The 22220-nt window shown below is 35.5% G+C and carries 14 protein-coding genes; 4 read left to right on the forward strand and 10 right to left on the reverse strand.

Annotated features, from left to right (window positions below):
* The first annotated feature begins 37 nt into the window (after positions 1 to 37).
* Positions 38 to 4528, forward strand: a complete 4491-nt coding sequence (locus tag FVB9532_RS04745; protein ID WP_150544060.1) for an ATP-binding cassette domain-containing protein — start codon at positions 38 to 40, stop codon at positions 4526 to 4528.
* Between the two features lie 46 nt (positions 4529 to 4574).
* Here FVB9532_RS04745 and FVB9532_RS04750 read toward each other — a convergent pair whose 3' ends face one another.
* The 9 genes from FVB9532_RS04750 to FVB9532_RS19975 all read right to left on the reverse strand — a co-directional run bounded on the left by FVB9532_RS04750 (position 4575) and on the right by FVB9532_RS19975 (position 15424).
* Complete coding sequence (locus FVB9532_RS04750) at positions 4575 to 5594, reverse strand: TQO small subunit DoxA domain-containing protein (protein ID WP_150544061.1); 1020 nt, start codon at positions 5592 to 5594, stop codon at positions 4575 to 4577.
* Positions 5595 to 5597: 3 nt separating this feature from the next.
* Positions 5598 to 6011 (reverse strand): DsrE family protein, encoded by a 414-nt coding sequence (locus FVB9532_RS04755; RefSeq protein WP_150544062.1) that lies wholly within the window; start codon positions 6009 to 6011, stop codon positions 5598 to 5600.
* A gap of 165 nt (positions 6012 to 6176) precedes the next feature.
* Positions 6177 to 6572 (reverse strand): hypothetical protein, encoded by a 396-nt coding sequence (locus FVB9532_RS04760; RefSeq protein WP_150544063.1) that lies wholly within the window; start codon positions 6570 to 6572, stop codon positions 6177 to 6179.
* Between the two features lie 273 nt (positions 6573 to 6845).
* Complete coding sequence (locus FVB9532_RS04765; protein ID WP_150544064.1) at positions 6846 to 7685, reverse strand: DUF4249 domain-containing protein; 840 nt, start codon at positions 7683 to 7685, stop codon at positions 6846 to 6848.
* Between the two features lie 6 nt (positions 7686 to 7691).
* Positions 7692 to 10298 (reverse strand): TonB-dependent receptor, encoded by a 2607-nt coding sequence (locus FVB9532_RS04770; protein ID WP_150544065.1) that lies wholly within the window; start codon positions 10296 to 10298, stop codon positions 7692 to 7694.
* A gap of 22 nt (positions 10299 to 10320) precedes the next feature.
* Positions 10321 to 11169 (reverse strand): FecR family protein, encoded by an 849-nt coding sequence (locus FVB9532_RS04775; RefSeq protein ID WP_150544066.1) that lies wholly within the window; start codon positions 11167 to 11169, stop codon positions 10321 to 10323.
* A gap of 2 nt (positions 11170 to 11171) precedes the next feature.
* Entirely contained in the window at positions 11172 to 11378 is a 207-nt protein-coding gene (locus tag FVB9532_RS04780; RefSeq protein WP_150544067.1) for a hypothetical protein, read from the reverse strand.
* Positions 11379 to 11420: 42 nt separating this feature from the next.
* Entirely contained in the window at positions 11421 to 11957 is a 537-nt protein-coding gene (locus FVB9532_RS04785) for an RNA polymerase sigma factor (RefSeq protein WP_150544068.1), read from the reverse strand.
* 194 nt (positions 11958 to 12151) lie between these two features.
* The gene (locus tag FVB9532_RS19975; protein WP_150544069.1) at positions 12152 to 15424 is read right to left on the reverse strand and encodes a collagen-binding domain-containing protein; all 3273 of its coding nucleotides are present in this window, start codon (positions 15422 to 15424) and stop codon (positions 12152 to 12154) included.
* Positions 15425 to 15646: 222 nt separating this feature from the next.
* Here FVB9532_RS19975 and fsa point away from each other — a divergent pair, with 222 nt between their 5' ends.
* Complete coding sequence (gene fsa, locus FVB9532_RS04795; RefSeq protein ID WP_150544070.1) at positions 15647 to 16303, forward strand: fructose-6-phosphate aldolase; 657 nt, start codon at positions 15647 to 15649, stop codon at positions 16301 to 16303.
* 45 nt (positions 16304 to 16348) lie between these two features.
* On the opposite strand, the gene FVB9532_RS04800 is transcribed toward fsa, so the two are convergent.
* Positions 16349 to 18289, reverse strand: coding sequence for a polysaccharide biosynthesis protein (locus FVB9532_RS04800; protein ID WP_394349647.1), 1941 nt, complete (start codon positions 18287 to 18289; stop codon positions 16349 to 16351).
* A gap of 152 nt (positions 18290 to 18441) precedes the next feature.
* Between FVB9532_RS04800 and FVB9532_RS04805 the strand changes: the two genes are divergently transcribed.
* Together FVB9532_RS04805 and FVB9532_RS04810 are read left to right on the forward strand one after the other, a co-directional pair.
* The gene (locus FVB9532_RS04805) at positions 18442 to 19206 is read left to right on the forward strand and encodes a polysaccharide biosynthesis/export family protein (protein ID WP_150544071.1); all 765 of its coding nucleotides are present in this window, start codon (positions 18442 to 18444) and stop codon (positions 19204 to 19206) included.
* 9 nt (positions 19207 to 19215) lie between these two features.
* Positions 19216 to 21591 carry a GumC family protein gene (locus FVB9532_RS04810; RefSeq protein ID WP_150544072.1) on the forward strand — a complete coding sequence of 792 codons (2376 nt, stop codon included), beginning with the start codon at positions 19216 to 19218 and terminating at the stop codon, positions 21589 to 21591.
* The last annotated feature ends 629 nt before the right edge of the window (positions 21592 to 22220 follow it).

The following is a 22220-nucleotide window of genomic DNA, read 5'->3' on the forward strand; positions in this document are numbered from 1 at the left end:
TTATACCTTTGAGCTTTACCCATGCAAATACCTATTTATGCGCCTTAAAAATGCCTATCAAAATAACCTTAAAAATGTATCCTTAAACCTTCCTGAAAACCAATTGATCGTAGTCACCGGGCTTTCGGGTTCCGGGAAATCTTCCCTTGCGATGGGAACTATTGCCAATGAAGGTTATCGCTATTTTTTAGAAAGTTTGCCGGCTTATCATCAACAAAATAGTGTAGCCATTCCCACCGCAGAAGTAGATAACATTACAGAATTGCCGCCGGTGGTAAAAGTCGAGCAATCCAAACGCTTTCAATCGATCAAAGCGACGTTTGGAACTTTAGCAGAGCTCGCTACCATCTTTAGAGTTTTGTTTGCCCGCTATGCCGGTGAAGAAAAGATGAGCAAGTCCCTTTTTTCGTTTAACCATCCCAAAGGAGCCTGTGAACAATGCCGTGGCATTGGTGAAGAGGAGTATATCGATTTAAATAAGTTAATTGGTGATGAAAACAAAACACTACGGGAAGGTGCTATTGTAACCACTTTACCTAACGGATATATTGTCTATTCACAAGTCACGGTTGAGGAATTGAACAAGGTTTGCCAAGCACATGGGTTTAGCGTTGATATGCCTTGGAAAGAGTTAAGCGACGAGCAAAAAAATGTGATCCTCTACGGAAGCGAGCGTATTCAGGTGTTTTATGGCAAGCATAGTATTGAGTCCCGCTTACGTTGGCAAGGATTAAAAGCGAAACCCCGGGAAGAAGGCTATTACAAAGGCGTGATGCCCATTATGGAAAATATTCTTCGACTCGACCGCAACAAAAGTATTTTACGTTTTGTGAGTTCACGAACCTGCCCAAAATGTCATGGAGCCCGAATTAAAGCGGATCATCTTCAGTTTTTGTGGCAAGGATTGAATTTTCAAGAATGGATGCAACTTCCGTTAAATGATTTATACGATCATCTGCAGCAACTCAAACTGTCTGAAGGAGAGCAGGTTTTAGTCGATAAAATAAAGACGCAATTGTTCGATTTAATTCGGTTGGGGATGGAGCATTATACCTTGAATACCCCAAGTACAGAAATCTCTTCAGGCGATGGGCAGCGTATTAAACTCATTAAGCAAGTAAACAGTAGCTTACAGGGGATTTTATATGTATTTGATGAGCCTTCTATTGGGCTTTCTGCTGCCTATCAACAGCATTTGCTTTATATTTTACGTCGACTTATCCGCAACGGAAATACCGTGATGGTGGTAGAACATGACCTCGAGTTTATTAGGTCGGCCGATTGGGTGGTCGAGTTAGGTCCCGGAGCGGGAATTGAAGGAGGGGAAATTCTTTTCAACGGTAAATTACAAGATTTCTTAACAGCAGAAGCATTAATAACACCTACCCGAAAAGCCTTTGAACAAGAAAAATCAGTTGAAGCCGAAAAACCTACTTCCGCAAATGCGGATGATTTTCAACCTAAAAAACAAGGCTTAAGCGTCATTCGTAAAAAGACAAAAGTGATGATTGAAAAAATCACTAGTTTCTGTAAGAAAAATGACTTTCAGCTGTACCAAGTAGACGATCAGCCTATCGGAAAAACACCCCGAAGTAATCCTGCTACCTATACCGGATTGGCCGATAAAATTCGGGATTTACTGGCAAAAACAAAAGATGCGAAACAAGCAAAACTTAGCAAAAGTGCATTTTCCTTTAACAACAAAACGGGACGTTGTCCGCATTGCGAAGGCGCCGGCGTGATTACTTTGTCGATGAGCATGTTGGGAACGGTCAATCAAACCTGTCCGCATTGTTTGGGGAAGCGCTTTCAACCCGAAGTATTACAAGTAAACTGGAACCATAAAAACATTGCTGATATTTATGAACTTAGCATCGATGAGGCAATTGAGTTCTTTTCTGAAGAAAAAAAGTTGGCTGTGATTTTATCGCTTATGCAACAATTAGGCTTAGGCTATTTGAAACTTGGGCAAGCCTCCAATACCCTGTCGGGAGGGGAAGCGCAACGAATTAAATTGACAAAGCATTTCGCGAAATCGGCTAAAAAAACCTTGTTGCTTCTAGAGGAACCCAGTATAGGTTTGCACCAACAAAATGTAGAACAATTACTGGCAGCCCTACATCAACTCAAAACACAAACCGCCGGTATTATTTGCATAGAGAATCATGAATTATTTCAACATGCCGCTGATGTTTGGCTCGATAATGCTGAAGTAGTTCCGTACGAAGAGCCACCACTTCCTAAAGCGCAACGCCAAGATGTGATTTCGATTACCGGAGCGCGAACACATTCGTTAAAAGATTTGAATGTCGAATTTCCGAAGCAGCAATTATCGGTGGTTACCGGTATTTCGGGTTCTGGAAAATCCTCGTTGGTTATCGATACCTTGCATGGTTATGGTCTGCAAGAAATGACCAAGCAGTTTTCAAGTTACGAACAATCAAGAGTGGGCGTGAATTTTCAATTAGAAGTGGAGCATATTGAAGGTTTAACACCAAGTATTTGCATTAGCCGAAAGGAGAAAAACTTTACCGAACGTTCTGATATCGCCAAACAGACCGATATAGATAAAAGTTTGCGTTTTGCTTTTTCCAGAAAGGCACAATATGAAGGCAAAGATTGGACGGCAAGTCATTTTTCCAATCAGCATGAATTAGGGAAATGTGCTATATGTGACGGCTTAGGCGAAGAGCAATTGCCCGACCCACAGAAAGTGGTTATCGATGCGCAACAAAGTATTGCTGAAGGAGTGTTTTTGCATAACAAAGCCTTGGCTTATTATGGTAATCCTGATGGACAATATATGGCGATTTTAAAAGAAGTGGGGAAGGAATATGGTTTCGATTTGCAAACACCGTTTCAAAAGCTGACGCCTGAGCGGAAAGAGATTATTTTCTTTGGAATTCCAGATCAACAATGGGAAGCCATTTGGGAGTTTAAAACCAAAACCCGAACAGGAACGCAAGCATTGAATATGGTTTGGGAAGGCTTATTTTCTTACCTGCGGGAAGAATATTTAAAGACCCGAAAAAACAAAAACATTAAAGCTTTACAAGCCTTACTTTCCCCACAGGTATGTAGCCATTGTGAAGGGAGTGGTTTACAACCTGAACGTTTAGCTATTCAAATTGGTGGAAAGTCAATACACGAATTAAAAACGATGAATTTTAAGGTTTTTGCTGAATTTTTAGCGGGAAGCTCCAAGTTCATCAACATCGATCGAGATTTAGGGAAACGCTTAGAAGAGCATTTAAAAACGACGCTTCAGCGAGCTCAACAATTGCATATTGATTATTTACAATTGAATCGGAAATCGAAAACCTTAAGCGGTGGAGAGCAACAGCGGGTAGCCTTAATTAAGCAGTTGAATAGCCCATTGCAGGGAGTGACGTATTTATTAGATGAACCTTCCGCAGGCTTATCACAAGACAATATTCCTGATTTGATCAAGTTGTTGCAAGAATTGGTTAAGAAGGGAAATACGGTAATTGTGATTGAACATCATAAAGATATTATCTTGGCAGCCGATCAATTATATGAAATTGGACCGAAAGCCGGGAAATTGGGTGGAGCATTGATGTTTCAAGGCAGTCCGCAAGATTATTTAAAAACATCTACATGTCATCCATTTCTAAAAAAAGCTGCGGCACCGGTACAACTTCAAGAGGGGAAGAAGCATATTCATTTTCAGCAAATTAAAAAACACAGTTTACAGAAGGAACATTTAGCCATTCCTGTGGGCGGAATTACGGCGATCACCGGGAAATCGGGTGTTGGGAAAACAACTTTGATCAAAGAAGTATTAATGCCGAGTATTGAACAAGGAAAACCGGTCAATTGTTTATCAATTGATTTTCCTTCAGATTACTCCGGCGTTGATTATTTTGAGCCGAAAAAGCTTCGTGCGCATCACAAAACCTTGTTGGTGGATTATTTAGATTTGTTGAACCCGATCACTAAATTATTTGCCAAGGAAACCGAAAAACCGGCGCGCTATTTTTCTTATAAAAACAAAAGTAGCCAATGCCCAAACTGTAAAGGAAAAGGCGTGGTAGAAACCAGCTTGGATGTAGTAGCCAATGCCGTTGAGGTTTGTGAGCTTTGCCAAGGAACACGCTATCAACAAGAGGTATTGGGTTTTAAAGTAGAAGACAAGAATATTGCAGAGGTACTTGCCTGCAGCATTTCAGAATTAGGAGATTGGTTGCAAAATTTTAACCTAAAATCTTCCGTAGAAAATTTTCTTCAGCAGTTAATTCAGATAGGTTTGGGACATTTAGCTATTGATCAGGCGGTTACTTCGCTATCTTCTGGAGAAAAACAGCGCTTGCTATTATTAAATTGGCTTCAGAAGCCTGAAGAAAATCAGCTTTATTTGTTAGATGAACCCAGTACCGGATTGCATTATGCCGATATTGATTTGTTATTTAACATCCTCCGGCAACTTAGTAAAACCAATGAGGTGATCGTTATTGACCATAACCCTTATTTGTTAGAAAAAATAGGAGTAGGTATGGTATTGGATTAGGTTAAAAAAATCAGGGAAATTTTTTAATTTCCCTGATGAAGTTAGCTTAGGATTTTTCCAGTTGATGAGACCAACTGGCACCACTAATATCGGTCAATTTAAGTTTGTAATTGCCTTTGGATAAATGCTTGAATTGTTCATTTTTAAAACTTAAGGTGGCTTTAGCACCTAAAGGAATGACCAAACTATGTTTTCCGGGTTCAATCTTGGACACATACTTATTCTCGATTTGATGGCTTTCGAGTTGCGCTAAGTCTTCTTGATGATAAGCGATGACTTCTTTGTTTTCAGCATCAAAAACTTCCACTTTTATCAGCCAAGACCCATATACATCAACGCCTTCTGTTCGATAAACTTGAAAAGAAAGCTTGTTTTCGTTTATTTTTCCTTGACTGATTTCCAATTTGGGTTTCACCGATTTGTTGTGAAGTTTACCCCACAAGCCGCCATGAAAAATATGATTCGTGCCTAGCGTGATGCCTAAAATCACCAAAGAACTTATCAAAACTACTTTTGGGAAAATACTTGTTTTTATAGGAATGCTGCCTGAGCCTAACCAAGCAAAGTATTTCTTTTGTGTGAATGGATATTGCTTTTGAAGCCAATATCCATCCATAGAATACTTGCCACTTCCTGTAAGAAACAGTACAAATCCTGCAGCGATCCCTAAGACCCCAATTTGCCATTCGTCAAGACAAGTGGTGCCAATCCAACCGGAACCTAATAGGATCCCAAGGGCTAAGCCTATTATTCCGATACTCATTAATCGTGTAAACGCTCCAAGCATTAAACTTAAACCTACCAAACCTTCAATAATGGTAAATGCTAGCATATTGATCCATAATATATCGGGATGTTCAACGAGGTATTCTATAAGGGGTTTGATGCCGAGTGCATTGGGTAAAAAGTGATTAAATTTCTTACCGATATAGCCGGCAAATTCGGGGTCGAGTTTGGGTGCCAATACAGTTCTTCTCCAAAAAGCAGAAAAATACGTCCAGCCCACGACAAGTCGTAAGGCTAAGGCCAAAAGACCACTATCGTTTTTTATGGTTAAATGATTCATATTTTATATGCTTAGCGTTAAAAATCCTTTTTTGGCGAGTTGAAAACCGTATAAAATTCCATTTTCGGTGACTTTCAATTCAGTCGGTAAATCTTTTTCGTTGAGGTTCAATTTCTTTAATGAAATTCCGCATGCAAAAACTTTCACCGCTTGCTTATGAGCCGTTTTCAGAAGTGCCGTAAATTCGGGATTATCTTGAGTCTCTTGAAGGGTTTTTCCGCAGAAAATCACATGAAATTCTCCAAATTTATTGCCGTCCTCTTCTTGAAGTGCTGTGGCGGTTTGTAAAATGGGTTGCAGTTGTTGAATGTTTTTAGAAAGCACCACATAATTATTTTTGGTCTGTGCGTTTATGGTTGAATTTCCTATTCCGAAGAAGAAAAATAAGGAACAGAAAATGAGCATTAAATTTTTCATTGTTCATATATTAAATTGATGATATAGTTAAATAAACCCTTATGTTGAATAAGCGTTTTAAAAATGTAGTAATGGCTTAAGTGAAATTTGCTGTATAAAGCTTACGCTAGAATTTTCTTTTCCGTTTTGTGAAATAGAAAGAAATACTTGAAGCAATAATTCAGCTTAAGCTAAAGTAGGATTTGGAAGATGATCCCTGAAATTTTGATAGAGAATGTATAGGGGAACCGATTTGTTTCTCCGAGTTTGAGAAGCATTTATCAGGCAAGGCTGATTTTTAATTTCAGCTGCGTTCCAACAGAACGAAATAGGAGTTGGTAAAACTGCATAAAGTTGAACTTCTGCAGTATTTGCAGATGAAATTGTAGCAATTTCTTTAGCAGTAACACAAGCTGTTTTGCTGAGTGTCGATTTGCTTTTATTGCTGGCTGCAGTGGTTGTTACTCCAATTTCAGCCTGAATTAAATTTCGGACCTTGCAAGGTGAAAGTAATAACAAGGCTATGAGTAGCGTTACAGAAACACTATGAAAAAGGGCCGTATGTTTTTTACTTACTTCCAAAAATTAAATTGAATAGATCATTTTGATGGAGCCTCTAATACCGCTAAAATACAAGTTTTTTTGGAACTATAGGCTTACGGGATTTGTTAGATGAACGCCTTTTTGGATAAAATAGTATTTTTAATTGGTGCTTTTATAGAAACAAAACCTCTAAGCCTGCATCGAACTCTTTTTATCTTTTTAAGTCCAAATCCGTTCAGAGGTTAATTTCGCTCAGTTGTTTATTTACTTTTGATCAAAAGACTGATAGTTTGTTATAGTCTGAAAACTTCTTCATTCTTCAATTGTATAAGAAAACTCCCTCACTTGTGATAGCCTAAAGTAGCCTAAGGCGTAGTTATCTTCGTTGGTTTCATTAATAATATTCCCTCGAATATTAGCAGGAGGTGTTCCAAAAGGATTGGCCCCGTAGCTCTCTAAAATAAGGCTCATGTAATGATAAAACTGCGCTGAGATTCCTCTAAATCTAGTGTCTACGGTATCTCCTACTTCTAAATCTTCATCTGAAAAGCTAAAGTCTATTTCATTACCATTGAAAAACTCATCTTTACTTATTCCGTATTCCGGATAGATTAAAAAATCAGCTTTAAAATCTTCGAGATAGTAGTTCTCTTCTTCTATAGGATCGTTGAAGTAAAAGATTACTTCATACTGATCCTCTGTTAAACCGCCTTCGGCTCCCTGTTCAATTCTAATAATCTCTGGAGTGCTTACCAAAGTTTCACTAGCCGTATATACTTCATTATCTACCAGTACTTCTAATTGATAGCTTGCTCCAAGTTCAGGAATAAAATCATTACATTGATAGGTTCCGGCTTCTTCGGTTTCTATAAAGGTGAATACATCTCCGTTAGTATTGGAGACTTGTACTTCGGCATTAGAAACTTTGGTGGTTTCGGTTTCATAATAATTCGTAAGTCTGCTTAAATAGATGTGCTGTGTGTTTCCTGAATTTTCTGTGTTCCAAAGGATTTCAGCATCAATGACTAGGCGGTTATCGCCTGGTTTTACATCTACTTCAATAACATCTTCACAAGAATAGAATAAAATACTAAAACTGAAGAGCAGGATATAGCTCCAAATGGGTTTATTTTTTTGATATAAAGTTGTCATAGCGATTTAAAATTTGAAATTATAAGAAACACTCGGTAAAATTCCGAAAATAGAAAGCCTTCGGGCTTCGTTAACTCCCGTATCCTCATTAGTGGTAAACCTAACAGATGCCGCATTTTTTTGGTTATAGACATTGTAAATACTAAATATCCAATAGCTCTGCCATCCTTTATTTTTGTTAGGTTTAGGTGTGTAAGTGGCGGCTATATCTAAATGGTGGTAGGTGGGTAATCGGTTTTCATTTCTGTTGGAATAGTTGGGGATAGGAATGCCTCCAATCTCATAATAACCATTGGGATACGTAACGGGCTGTCCGGATTGTAAAGAGAAATTAGCACTGAATGACCATTTATCGGTATGCTCATAATTAGCGACCATGCTCAAGTTGTGTAATTTATCGTAAGGCGAAAGGTACCATTCCCCTTGCGCTACTCCCGGATCTTCTGCCGTATTTCCTTGGGTGCGTTGTTCTGCTCTCGATAAGGTGTAAGAAAGCCATCCTGTTAATGTTCCGGTATTTTTTCTAAATAAAAACTCTAATCCGTATGCTCGAGCCTTGCCATTGAGCAGGACTTGTTCGAGGTTATTGTTGCCAATAAGGTCTGCACCATCTACATAATCTACACGGTTTTTAATGTTTTTGTAAAATACTTCGGTCTCTAAAGAATATTTTTTGTTGCTAAAATTTTTAAAATAACCTAAAGCGTATTGATCTAAAATTTGAGGTTTAATAAAGGGGCCGCTAGGCGTCCACATGTTTAGTGGTGTTGGTGATTGGCTATTGGAAATAATATGCATATACTGCGCCATTCTATTGTAACTTGCTTTTAAGGAGGTGGTTTCGTTTAATGCAAAAGATAAGGCTGCACGAGGTTCAAAATTACCAAAACTTTTAATCACTTCACCGCTTTTATAGTCTATGCTTCCCGTGGGAATTGCTTCTTCATAAATATTGAAAGTAGGATTGTAAACTGCTGGGTGGTTATTGGCATAGGTATTAATGTTTTGAGGTCCGTAACGGAAAAACATGCTATAACGCAGACCGTACCTTAAATTGATCTCTTCTGAAATTTTATGGTTGACATCTAGATAGAGAGAAGGTTCTAAGGCGTATTTCTTATCTAATTGCTTAAAGTTTAACGAAGAACTTTCATCCTTTGGTGCCAGTTTGCCGGGATTAATGTCATAATAAATAGCTTCTGCACCGTAATCCAGTTGTATCGCTTCAGAGAGGTAATGTTTCCAATCGTATGTTAAGCCATAACTTTTGATAGCACTTTTCCATTCAAAACTTTGAGTGTCTAGGTTGAGGTTGAATTTATAATCACTATAGAATAGAGATAAATGGGTAAGTAAATCTTCATTAAAACGATGTTCCCATTTAAAATTTCCCATAGTATTCCCATAAATAATAGAAAAGCTATCACCAATATCGAAAAGATCATTTCCATGATAACCGGAAAAGCTAATGGCATTTTTTTTATCTAAACGGTAATTTAGTCTTGTATTCAAATCGTAAAATTGAACGGAATTATCGTTATCTGCTAATTTTAAGAATAAATGCGCATAAGAGGTTCTTCCTCCTATCATAAATGAACCTTTTTCTTTTTGAATGGGACCTTCAACCATGAGTTTACTGGAAATTAACCCTATACTTCCGGTCGCTTTATAATTCTGATCATTCCCCGTATGTTGGTGGACATCTAAGACGGAAGAAACCCTTCCTCCAAATCGTGAGGGGATTCCGCCTTTGTATAATTCTAGATTATTGACAATATCAGCGTTGAAGACCGAGAAAAAGCCGAACATATGCGAATCACTATAGATAGGAGTCCCATCAAGTAAAATTAAATTTTGATCGGCTGCACCACCACGGACGTTAAAACCCGAGGAGGCTTCTCCGGCATTGGTAACGCCAGGCAAAGTCAGTAAGGACTTTAAGGGATCGGGTTCTCCCATCGCTACCGGTAGTTGTTTGATGTCTTCCATGGTGAGCGTGTTCATGCTCATTTGTGGCTTTTTGATATCGACTGCTTTTGAGTTTTGGGTGATGATCACTTCTTCTAAACTTTCTCCATCTTCTTCTAAACTTGCTTGTAGGGTAATGTTCTTCTCTAGATTGATTTTATGTTTTTGAGAGATAAATCCCATATAGCTCACGATGATGGTATAGCTGCCCGCCAAAAGCTGAATAGAGAATTTTCCGTTTTTATCGGTAGATATTCCGGTTCCTGTTTCTTCCACATAAATATTGGCTCCCATTAAAGGGGCATTTTCAGGATCGGTAATGGTTCCCGATAGGGTATAGGTTCGTTGGGGATTAGGGAGTTTTGCTTGTTTGATGGTGATGGTGTTTCCCACTAATTCGTACTTATAGGAATTGTTTTTGTTGAGTCTGTTTAAAAGCTCCTCCACACTTAAGGAACCTAGAATGGAAGTACCTAAGGTTTGGTCAAGATGAACACTATTGCTGTAAGCAAAGCTGTAGGAGGTTTGGTCTTCTACCAGCGAAATGAGTTCTGTTAAGGTTTTGGGAATTGGTTCCATTTGAATGGTTTGTGCTTTCATGGGAAAATAGCCCATTAAAAAAAGCAGGAAAAGCAATTGCTTCATAGAGGTTAACGTTTATTGGGAGTTAGTTTTTTGGGGTAAAATAGATCTTTTGGTCTGTTTTGTTCTGATGATAATTAACACGGTAGAGTTTAGTGATAATCTCTAAAATATGCGCTAATTTTTCACGTTGGTTAAGTTTGAGGGTAATTTTTTTATCGCTTATATTTTCTTGAAATAGAAGTTGATATCCATAATTTTTCTCTATATAGGTCACAAAATCTTTTAATGGTGCTTCTTTAAATTCTTTAAACCTATTAAAGGTATTTATCGCAATTTCATTGTCTTTGAGAACGAAAGCTTCTCCCGGGGCAATGATCCAATTTTTAGAATAACCTTCTACTTGCAATTGTATACTGCCTTCATATAAAGTAACTTCGGTATGTTTCGCTGAAAGATTATTTACCTTAAAAATAGTTCCTAATACGGTGGTGGTGGTTTTTTGACTTTTTACTTGAAATGGATGTACTGCATCTTTCTGAACTTCAAATACGGCTTCTCCATGAAGTTCTACATTTCGGTTTGTTTTAAAATCGGAAAGAAAACTTAATTTTGCATGGGCAGCCAATTCAACTTTAGAACTATCAGGTAGATAGATTGTTTTAAGTTGAGAAGTTGGATTTTCAATAATGGTTTCACTTACGGCTGGATGAGCTGTAAATAAATCGCTTTTTTGAAATAATAGACCTGATGTAATCGCTATGATGACTAAAAATGAAGCGGCAATACCATAAGGGAGCCAAGTAGATTTTTTCTGCGGAAATTTTTCAGCTTGAAATTTTTTCCAAGAAGTCTCTTTTTGTAAATCAGCATGTGGGGTGATTTCTGATTGCTCCCAGCTTTCTTTTATTTTATTTTCTAATTCTTCTTTCATCTTTACAATAGTTCACATTGGAAACCTTGTTCCTTTAAAAGATTGGGAATGTTTTCAAAACTTTCACGATTACCCTCAATACGAAGAATACAATCTACATCTTCCAAATCGAAATTGATGAGACAGTCGGGAAAGTAAAGCTGCAACTCCTGAATAATAAAGTTCGCTTGTTTATTTTGGGAGACATTCGTCTTAAAAACTTCAACCATCTAATGTATTTATTTACTAGACAAATGAAGTTGAAAAAGTTCCTAAGCTTTTTTTACTTTTTTTGAAATAAATTGATTGGCGAGGTAAATATGATTGGCAATGGTTTTGGTTGAAAGCTGCGTAAATTCAGCAATTTCTTGGTAAGAATAGTTATTGATTTTATGAAGAATAAAAATTTTCTGGCGTTGCTCTGGTAGTTGTTTAATAAGCGCTTCCAGCTTTTCTTTTTGAAGTTGATATTCTTCTATAATTGATTCTTCTTCTGGATGGTCTTTTATAAAAGAAGGTTCTAAGCGAATTACTTTTTGCTCTCGCTGAAGATGATTTAGAATTAGGTTTTTACAGATCACGAAAAGCTGCTTGTCAAAAGCCACTTCTTCCTTTAAAAGTTTTCGCTTTTCGTATACTTTTAAAAAGGTTTCATGTACAAAATCTTCGGGTGTTAACAATTGAAAATTAAAATGCTTAGCCACCCCAATAAGATGATCGTAATAGAGAAAGTAAGCTTTTTTAAAACTAGCTTCTTTTCCTTTTTTTAATCCTTGTATAAGTTTTTTTTCTTGTGAATTGTTAAACATAGATGTTAATCTGTGCTTATATAACTTGACTTGTTAAAAAATAGTATGGGAATTGAAGTTAGTTTTGGAATGTAAAATTAAAATTTTCTTAGAGGATTATTACAGCTAACTTCTGTATCTTATTCATACAAGCAAGTTAAATAAAAAAAGAGCTACCAGTTTTCTGATAGCTCTTGATATATTCTAATTCTTCTTTATTTGAACATTACTTTAGTAGTTCCGTAATTGGTTTTAGATGAAGTAATGTTACAGAATAAAATGCCTGGAGCAACATTTATATTAAATCTTAGGTCATTTCTTCCTTCACTTAATTGGATTTTTTCTGAATAAACAATCTTACCTGTAATATCGTATAATTTGAGTTCTGCAGAAGTTTTATCTTCACTGTACAGCATACAGTTTAAATCTCCTTCTGAAGGATTAGGGTAAACCATGAACTCATTTTTCATATTGATCAATAAATCTTCGTAGCCAGCAGGAGCAGTTTTTGTGAATTTTACATTTTCAATAGTTAGGTCTAAATCATTTGTGCCTGCTTCTACCGGTAAAAATGTAAAAGTTAACATCGTTAAATCATCCGGAGTAATAGATTTGTTGGTTCCGGATGAGGCAAAGAAGTCAAACGGTACATAATAGGTTTGTTCTTCTTCCTTCACATTAATGTTAGCTCGGTATTGTTTTTTCCATTCTTCAATAGAAGATTTTACCAAGCCTAATTCTAATAAGCCACTTCCTTTAGCTGTAAAAGAAAGGTATTTGTATTCTGTGTAATCTGAAGGTAAATTCCCAGGTAATAAAGATTTGTACAGCGTTAAATAGTCATATTCACTATGCGCTTTTATATGCACATTTCTATGGACAGGCATTTCATCTTCTTGATAAACTCTTTCGAAGTTATTAGACACCCGGTATTCTTCGATGTTAGTATAGGTAGCATCGTAATCTAGTCCCCAGTTTCCGTCTGCATGGTAAAAAACATCTTGAATTTCTCCATTTACGTTAATCCTTCCATCGTACTCATAACCATCTTTAATGTCAATTTTTACGGTTTGCACGTTATCAGATTTAAAGGGGTTGTATCTTAATGCAAAACCATTGGTTTCGCTATATACTTCGTCCATCAAGATTTCAATATTTTGGTCTTGCTGTGTACTTCTTAGTTTTAAGATTAAATCTGTACCCTCTCTATCTACTTTAGCAGCATAAGTTTTTGGTAACTTTTGAATTTCATTTTGAATAACTGAAGTATGGTTCTTCAAGTTTTGGATGATATCTTTTACTAACTTTTTAGTGCTTTCTGGTTTTGTGGCCCAAACTTGAAAGTTGAAAACTTCGTTAGAAGGGGTATAGCCATTTACATACCAATTAGTTTGTAAGCTATAGTTTTCTTCGTTTGAATTTTCACCAACCGCAAAAGAAATAGCGTATTCAGTAACACCGTTTCTTTGTTTGATGGCTTGCATGATAAAGTTGTAACCTTGAATTTGAACAGATTGGATTTTTAAAATTTCAGCACCTTTTAATCTATCACAAGAAGCTTTGGTATGGTTGTAAACTTTATCGATGGTTTTAATACCTAATACAACTCCTTTTGTTTTTCCTTCCATAGAAAAATCTACACTTAATACTTCTTCAGCTACAGTGTAATCTAAAATATCTGTTGGAGAGGTAATGTAAGATGTATTGCCCGGCATCAATTCTGAAGGGAACATATCTAAAAGTGTCTGCCCGTTTTGTCCTCTTGAAGTTCTATTGGATGTGAGTTCAAGTTTATTGAATTTTAATGCATTTTCCTTTTTAAAATTGGTAGCGATACTTTTCTTTTTACGCTTAACGTATTGTTTAGAGACTACATCTCCTAAACTCTCACTTTCTAGACCACCGTCATTTCCGGTATTTACATCATCAGACTCTATTGTCACAGGAGTCATAGTAGTGTTTTCGCAACCATTAAGATCGGTGGTGGTTACAAAAACTTCATAATAGCCTGCTTGAGTAAAATCAAAATTAACGGTACTTTGGTTGGGGTATAAACTTGTTCCCACCCCTGCAAGTTCCCAAGAGTAATTAGTGAACTGACTGCTATTGGTAAGTGTAAATTCTTTGGTTACTGTTCCGGAGCCACTGTTTAAAGTAGATTGAGAAACAGTTGCTGTAGTAGTTGAAAATACTTCTATTTGTATAGATTTAGAATCTGAACCATAAGTATTAGTAGTAGTAAGTTCAACGGTGTAAGTACCCGCCGAATTATAGTTTTTAGAAGGATTCATAGCAGTACTTGTAGTCCCGTCTCCAAAATCCCAAAGGTAGCTTAATGGAGCTTCAGGTTGAGTTGCAGTACCTGTATTGGAAGTGTTAGTGAATGTAAATTCATTATCTACTAAACATTGTCCCGCTGAGTTTACACTGAATTCAGCAGTTGGAGCAACTCCTGTAACTGGAGCGCAGCCTGTAAGGGATGGTTGGAACACTGCATAGTGCATTTCACCACCACTATGAACTAAAGATTTACCTATAATTTGGCCTTCAATATTAGACTGGTTAACTGTTTTTACGATATCTGCAAAAGGAGCATAAACAGTACCTTCGATTGTAGAGTTACCTTGAATGTTTAAGGTAGTTGTATTGTAGAAATTATATAAAATATATGGGCAATTTTGGAAGCCTATTCCTGCTTGGTTCCATACATTCCAATTAAATGTCCCTGAAGCGTCTACATTCACCACCAATATTTTTGAAGCGCTTGGTTGTTGGTTATAGGTGAATACTTGAACGCTATTCATGTCAGCACCACTAACATTTAAGTAATTGATTCCATCTTGTAAATTTATTTTTACTTGATTAGGAAGGTTTGTAGTGGAAATAGGCTGACCGTTAGGGTTGGTTAATTGAGCATTTCCGTTACATTGAGCAATACTGGAAGCTATATTTCTCATTTCTTGAAATGCACTTGAAAAATCTATCAGGTTATCTTCAAAAACAGGATTGTTGTTTACCCCAACATTTAATTGATTCGAGTTGGCTTGTAACATTATTCTTGGAGAAGAATTATAGTTTGAACCTGGGGTAACACGAATAGGTGAGGCTGCGTTGTTCTGGTCATAATACCAAACATTGGAATTTTGACCATTTCCAATTTTTACATAGGTATTTTGATTAACTTGTAATGCATTACCCGATTGATAGTTTACTTTACCTCCTACTAAAAGACCAATTTTATTGCCTCCCACCGTAAAATTACCGGGATGGTTAACAGCTACTTGATAGTTTCCTTGCAGCGTTAAATCATTACCGCAAGCTACTGGACCTTCAGATTCATTGGAGACAAGGGTCATGTTATTTTCAATAAAAACATTAAATCCTTTTGCCGAGTATGTAGGCGATTGAGCATAGGACCCATTTGAATAAAAAAAAGCAAATGAGGCCATGAATATTACAAAAGCAATTTCTTTAAGACTGAATGACATTTCGTTAGATTTTTAGACGAAATTAAGAAAAAAACAAGTACAGGTAAACAATTAATAATCAATAATCTATAAAGTGTTTAAAATATACGATAAAGTGCTTTTTTTTGAAATTTTTTTGATGGTAACCATCATATGTATGTATTAAAAATTTAATATTAAATGCTAGTTTTTAGTCTAAATTTTCTATTTATTTATACTTCTAAACGATTAATACGATAGCAAATGAAATTTTTTATTGATACTGCCAATTTAGAACAAATAAGGGAAGCTCAGGATATGGGTATTTTAGATGGAGTTACCACTAATCCTTCTTTGATGGCAAAAGAAGGGATTACCGGCAAGAATAATATTTTAAAACATTATGTGGATATATGCGAAATAGTAAGCGGGGACGTTTCTGCTGAAGTAGTAGCTACGGATTATGAAGGAATTGTAAAAGAAGGAGAAGAATTGGCTGAACTTCACGAACAAATAGTAGTGAAAGTTCCCATGATAAAGGAAGGTGTAAAGGCTATTAAGTATTTTTCTGATAACAATATAAAAACTAATTGTACGTTGGTCTTTTCTGTTGGTCAAGCGCTTTTAGCGGCTAAAGCAGGGGCAACCTATGTTTCGCCATTTATAGGAAGATTAGATGATATTTCTACAGATGGTTTAGATTTAATTGCAGATATTAGACAGGTTTATGATAATTATGCCTTCGAAACGCAAATCCTTGCGGCTTCTATAAGACACACCATGCATGTGGTGAATTGTGCTAGGATTGGAGCAGATGTGATGACAGGTCCGCTTTCTTCTATTGAAGGTTTATTAAAACATCCATTAACTGATAGTGGGCTAGAGAAATTTTTAGAAGATGCTAAGAAATTAAATTCTTAGGTAAATTAGTAAATAAGAAAAATAATAGACTATAAAAGGTTACAGTTAGTTCTGTAGCCTTTTTTTTGTATAGTAAGATTTATCTTTTTCATTTTTATTTATAGCAGTAGCGTATTCAGGAACTAATTTCTTTAAATCTATTAAGGTTTCTTCTTTTTTATAGTCCTTTATGTTTGAGTTAAGGGAATGTAGTAAAGAGATTTTTGATTGATCAAAACAATGAGAGGCTTTGGCAATCATGATTTTGTTATGATGAGTGGGTAAAGTTGTCTCTTTATCAGCAAGTAATTCTTCATATAATTTTTCTCCCGGTCTAAGTCCTGTAAATTCAATTTTAATATCTACGTTAGGGGTTAATCCCGTCAAACGAATCAACTGGTGGGCTAAGTCTACAATTTTTACGGGTTTGCCCATGTCAAATACATAAATTTCCCCACCTTTTCCCATGGCTCCGGCTTCCAAAACCAATTGGCAAGCTTCATCAATTGTCATAAAATAACGAGTGATCTCGGGATGAGTTACAGTAACAGGGCCATTATTTTTTATTTGTCTTTGAAAATGGGGGATTACAGAGCCGTTAGACCCTAAAACGTTTCCAAATCTGGTAGTTATAAAATTGACTTGGGTATTTAGATCTTTTGATAGCGATTGTATATAGAGTTCTGCAGCTCTCTTAGAGGCTCCCATAATATTGGTAGGGTTGACTGCTTTATCAGTAGAAATAAAAACAAAACGTTCCGCTTTATACTTTATGGCTAGATCAGCTAAAATTCGAGTCCCTTTATAATTTACACTTAATGATTCTAATGGATTATCTTCCATCATAGGGACGTGTTTGTAAGCAGCACCATGAAAAACAATCTCAGGTAAGTAGGTCTGGAATATTTGATTGATCCTGTTTTTATCCCTAACATTAGCAATAATTTTTTCAAATTTTAGATGAGGGTGATCTCTCTTTAATTCTACTGTTAACTCATGTAGAGGAGTTTCTGCTTGATCCAGTAAAAGAATTTTCTCAGGATCAAAAGCAATAAGTTGTCTTACAATTTCACTTCCTATAGATCCCGCAGCTCCGGTAACCAGAACAGTTTTGTTTTCATAGATTTGAAAAAGTTTCTTATTGTTGAGCTTAATCGGGTTTCTTCTTAATAAATCTTCAATTTTTATTTCTTTAAGGTTTTTGAAATCCGTATGATCCCAATCAACAATTTTCGGTAATTTGTAAATTTTTATTTTTAATTCTAACAATTCATTAATAGTGTCTTTTGAAGATTTTTTGAGTCTGGTTAAAGTTTGGTCACTAACAATTACAGAATTAGAATAGTAATTCGAATTTTTTATTTCTTCTATACTATAAATAGGTAAGTTGAAAATCCTGTTTCTTGTAGAATTATTGTCATTACTTATAAATCCTATAATATTGAATTGATTGAAATTTTGAGAAACCAAACCTTCAGCCATCGCTACATCAGTAACCGAAGTGCCCAATATATAGGCTTTCCTGATGCCTTTGCTGTTAGAGTGGTTAAGTATCTCATAAATTCTTTTTACGGTAATTCTAAAGAAAAATAATAGTGAATAAGCGATAAAACCATAAATCAAAATACCAGCATCATAAATTAATTTATGAGAGAAAAAATAAAAATCAATATGATTTATGATTAATACTGTTGCGACACAACATACGGTAACTTGTAGCTGTTTAATTGCATCTTTAAAGCTAGAGTACCTTACTAAACCATGGTAGGATCGAAAAATAAAAAAGAAAACACATTGTGTAAGCAATATAACTCCTGCTTCCCAAGTTATATTTAAAAATGATAAGCCACTGGGTGAAAGCGTAGAGACAAAAAAGAAGGCGGTATTTACGGCAAGAAAACATAAGAATAAATCTATAGTAAAAATCATCCATCTAGGGACATAATTTTTAACTGTTTTTTGCGCAAGTTTAAGGGTTGTTCTTTTTATTTGTAAGCTCTTTTTCAACACACTAAAGTTATAAAGGGATTAAATTTAAATTTTTAATCTTAATTAGAGTTTTTTTTAACTTTTTAATAATAGTTTGGTGTGGGAGTAGTTTAAAAATTTGTTGCAAATCTACATTTTTTTAAAAACAAAAGTTATATATATTTGCGCTTATGAAAAAAATTTTATTTTTAGTGTTGATTATTTCTTTAGGGAGTTGTGCTACTAAGGAGCAAGTGGTTTATTTTCAGGACAGTAACGATTTTTCTTCCGTAGGTATAGATTCTATATACCATCACCCGAAAATTCAAGTGAATGACATTTTAAAAATAGACTTAACCGCATTGGAGCCTGAAACTCTAATGCCTTTTATGTTTGAAAAAAACATATCAGCTACTGGAATGAATAGGCAAATTGAATTGTTAAAGTTGGAAGGGTATCTTGTAGATAAAAATGGAGACATAAATTATCCAGGCCTAGGAAAGGTAAATGTAAAAGGTAAAAGTACGCAAGAAGTACAAGAACTTCTTGAAAAGAGGCTCTCTAAGTTTATTAAAGATATTAGTGTCAAGGTGAGGTTGGTGAATTTTAAATTTACAGTAATGGGCGAAGTAAAAGCTCCAGGGACCTATACATTATCGGAAGAAACTATAACTTTGCCACAGGCATTGGCAATGGCCGGTGATTTAACCATACAGGGAGAGCGAAAAAATCTCCTCGTTTTTAGAAATGAAAATGGGGTTTTAACCACAAAACGAATTGATCTTACTCAAACAGATTGGATGAATACATCATATTATTTTTTAAAACAAAATGATATGGTCTATGTACAACCTAATAATCCTAGAATAAAATCAGCAGGATTTATAGGTAATGTAGGAAGTGTAATTTCCGTGGTATCAATTTTAATGAGTGCAGCAGTATTGATTTTTAGATAAGGAAAGGAAATGGAAGAGTATAATACCGGTAATTTGCAAACGCAACATGGCGAAGAAGAAAATTTAAAATATGTATTATATAAGTATCTGCGTTATTGGCCGTGGTTTTTAATTTCTGTTATAGTTTTTATATTATTAGCAGTGCTATATGTTAAATATGCTACTCCTATTTATCAAACTACTTCAGAGGTAAAAATATTAAAAGATGATGAAGGTGGGATCGATTTATCGGGCCTAAGTGATGCCTCTACCTTGTTTAATTACAATAAGGTAAATTTACAAAATGAAATACAAATTTTTAAATCAAGACGTCTCCATCGAGAAGTGATAAGAAAATTAAATTTAAAAACTTCTTATTATAAAATATCGGGTTTTGAAGAAGAATTGCTGTTTGGTAACGAGGTGCCTTTTCAGGTAGAGTGGTTTCATGTAGATTATGGCGAGCTGAAAGAGGGAATAGCCTATGAGCTTCGTTTTAAAAATGATTCGGTATTTACTTTGTACAACGAATACAAGGATTCTAGTTTTACCTATTCCCTTTACGATACCATCAATAAATTTGGCACTTCATTTCTGGTAAAACCAAAACTTTTGGCGCATCCTAATTTTACAGAAGAAGAAGCTACCTATAAAATAGTTTATCAAAGCGAAAATAGTTTACTGGATTTTCTCGCTAGAAGCTTGGAGATAGTAACTGTAGGTGATAAAAGTGATATTCTTAGTCTTAGTATTAATGGTTCCAATCGAAGTAAAAATGAGGCGATTGTCAATACCTTGATCGATGTGTTTAACCAAGATGGGATAGAGGATAATAGACTTGTATCTAAACGAACGAAAGAATTTGTGGAAGAGCGTTTAGAGTTGCTGGTTCAAGATTTAGATACGGTCGAATCGGGCTTGGTGGAGTTTAAAGAGAGAAATGATGTAGTTACAGTTGAATCTAGCGTGCAAGAGTTATTTAGTAAGGAAGCCAATTCTGAGGCTGAAAAATTTAAAATCGAAACTCAATTAGCACTCGCTAATGATTTTGAGAATCTATTAAAAAGTCAAACAGAGTATGATTTATTACCCGCAAATTTGGGGATTGAAAGCAAAACGATAAACGAATTGACCGCGAAGTATAACGAGTTGATTATCGAACGAAATCGACTACTTATGTCTTCTACAGAAGAAAATCCGGTAGTTTTAAAATTGAACGATCAATTAGAACAGCTTAAAAACAATATATTGGTCAGTTTAGATTCGTACCTCAACGGTTTGCAAACTTCTTATGCAAAGTTAGAAGGAAGGGAGAATCAATATTCTGGGGAGATCAATAGTTTGCCACAAAAAGAAAAAGAATTAAAAACCATTCTTCGGCAGCAGGGTATTAAAGAGCGTCTTTATTTATTTCTTTTGCAAAAAAGAGAAGAAGCTGCTCTTTCTTATGCGATAACTTCCCCTACCATAAAGATAGTCGATTATGCTTATACCAATACGCTTCCAGTGGCTCCTAAAAAGAATATAATTCTGCTAGCGGGCTTGGTAATAGGTGGGTTATTGCCTTTTGGAATTCTGTATTTAAAATTTCTTTTTAAAACCAGTGTGGCTAGTCGGGAAGACTTGGAAATTTATTTGCATAGGAGCATTCCTATTATAGGGGAAATTCCGTTGCTGGGTAATAATGCGTCCAAGATCATCACAAGAAGTGATCAATCCGTTTTGGCGGAGTCATTTAGGATAGTCCGCACCAATATTATATCTCAATTTAAAAGAAATGGAGCTGAACATGATAAAGTGATTTTTGTTACCTCCTCTATAAAAGGTGAAGGGAAAACTTTCACGGCACTTAATTTATCTAAAATATTCTCTTCTTTTTCCAAGAAGGTACTTTTGATAGGTTGTGACTTGAGAAACCCTCAAATTCATCAATATTTTGAAATTAATAAAAATATACCCGGTCTTTCAGATTATCTTAATAATGAATCTTCCGACTTTCGGAAGTACATACAACAATCCTCTTCAGATTTTGAAAATTTAGATATTCTGTATTCCGGAAGTGTGCCTCCTAATCCTGCAGAATTATTATTGCGCAATGAAAGGTTTTCAGACTTAATTAGCGAAGCGCGAAAGATCTATGATTATATAATTGTAGATACAGCACCTACGGTTTATGTTACCGATAGTCTTTTGATTGCGGAAAATGCAGATGTGACGGTGTATATGGTAAAACAGGATGTGACCGATAAAAGATTGATTGATCATATTAAAAATTTGAACAATAACAATAAGTTGAATAATATTTCAATTGTTTTGAATGGAGTTAAGAATAATGTTAATTATGGGTATGGTTATGGATATATTTCTGATGATGAGGTTGAAACTCCATTTTGGAAATTCTGGTAGTTAAAATAATGTTTTGCAAATTAAATTAGTAGAGTTGGATTTTTTTAAATTCAACTCTTTTTGTTTTTGTAAGTTAGCTTTAGTTTCATCTTGAATTAAAACAAGGTTAAGTTTTATCTTATCTTATCTGTTTGGGTTTTTAGTGTTTACAAATAATTTTATAAATCGATAAAATTACATTTTCCAACGAAGCAACTACCCAAAGATGATTTTTGCTTGCTAATCTAAGGTGGGCTTGTGGGAACGTGAGATATTTATCCGATGTCAGCCCTAGCTTTTACGTGAATAGACTGATTAGGGTTGGTAGGTAGGTGGTAGTCTTTGTCTTTGGGAAGATAGATTAAGTTTTCAATTGCGCTTAGCTGAATCCAATACAGTTGAATTGATCTAGTGTGATTAAGACTTGAATGTTGATGTATCGCTTTAAGGGTGCTCGTGCTTGTTATCTATATCCGCTTTTTTGGTTACCCATTCAATAGGGTTTCGGGAGATGTTTTATAGCTAAGTTAGTTAATAAGGTGGGGGGAGTAGGGTGTTGTTTTTTGTGTAAAGGGAGTCATGGTTTAAAACTAGTTTTCATATTTATATGAATTTGCTTAGGTGGCAAGTACTGTTCTTCTTTGCTGTAA

It is taken from the genome of Mesonia oceanica (genome assembly GCF_902499555.1).
Lineage (GTDB): Bacteria > Bacteroidota > Bacteroidia > Flavobacteriales > Flavobacteriaceae > Mesonia > Mesonia oceanica.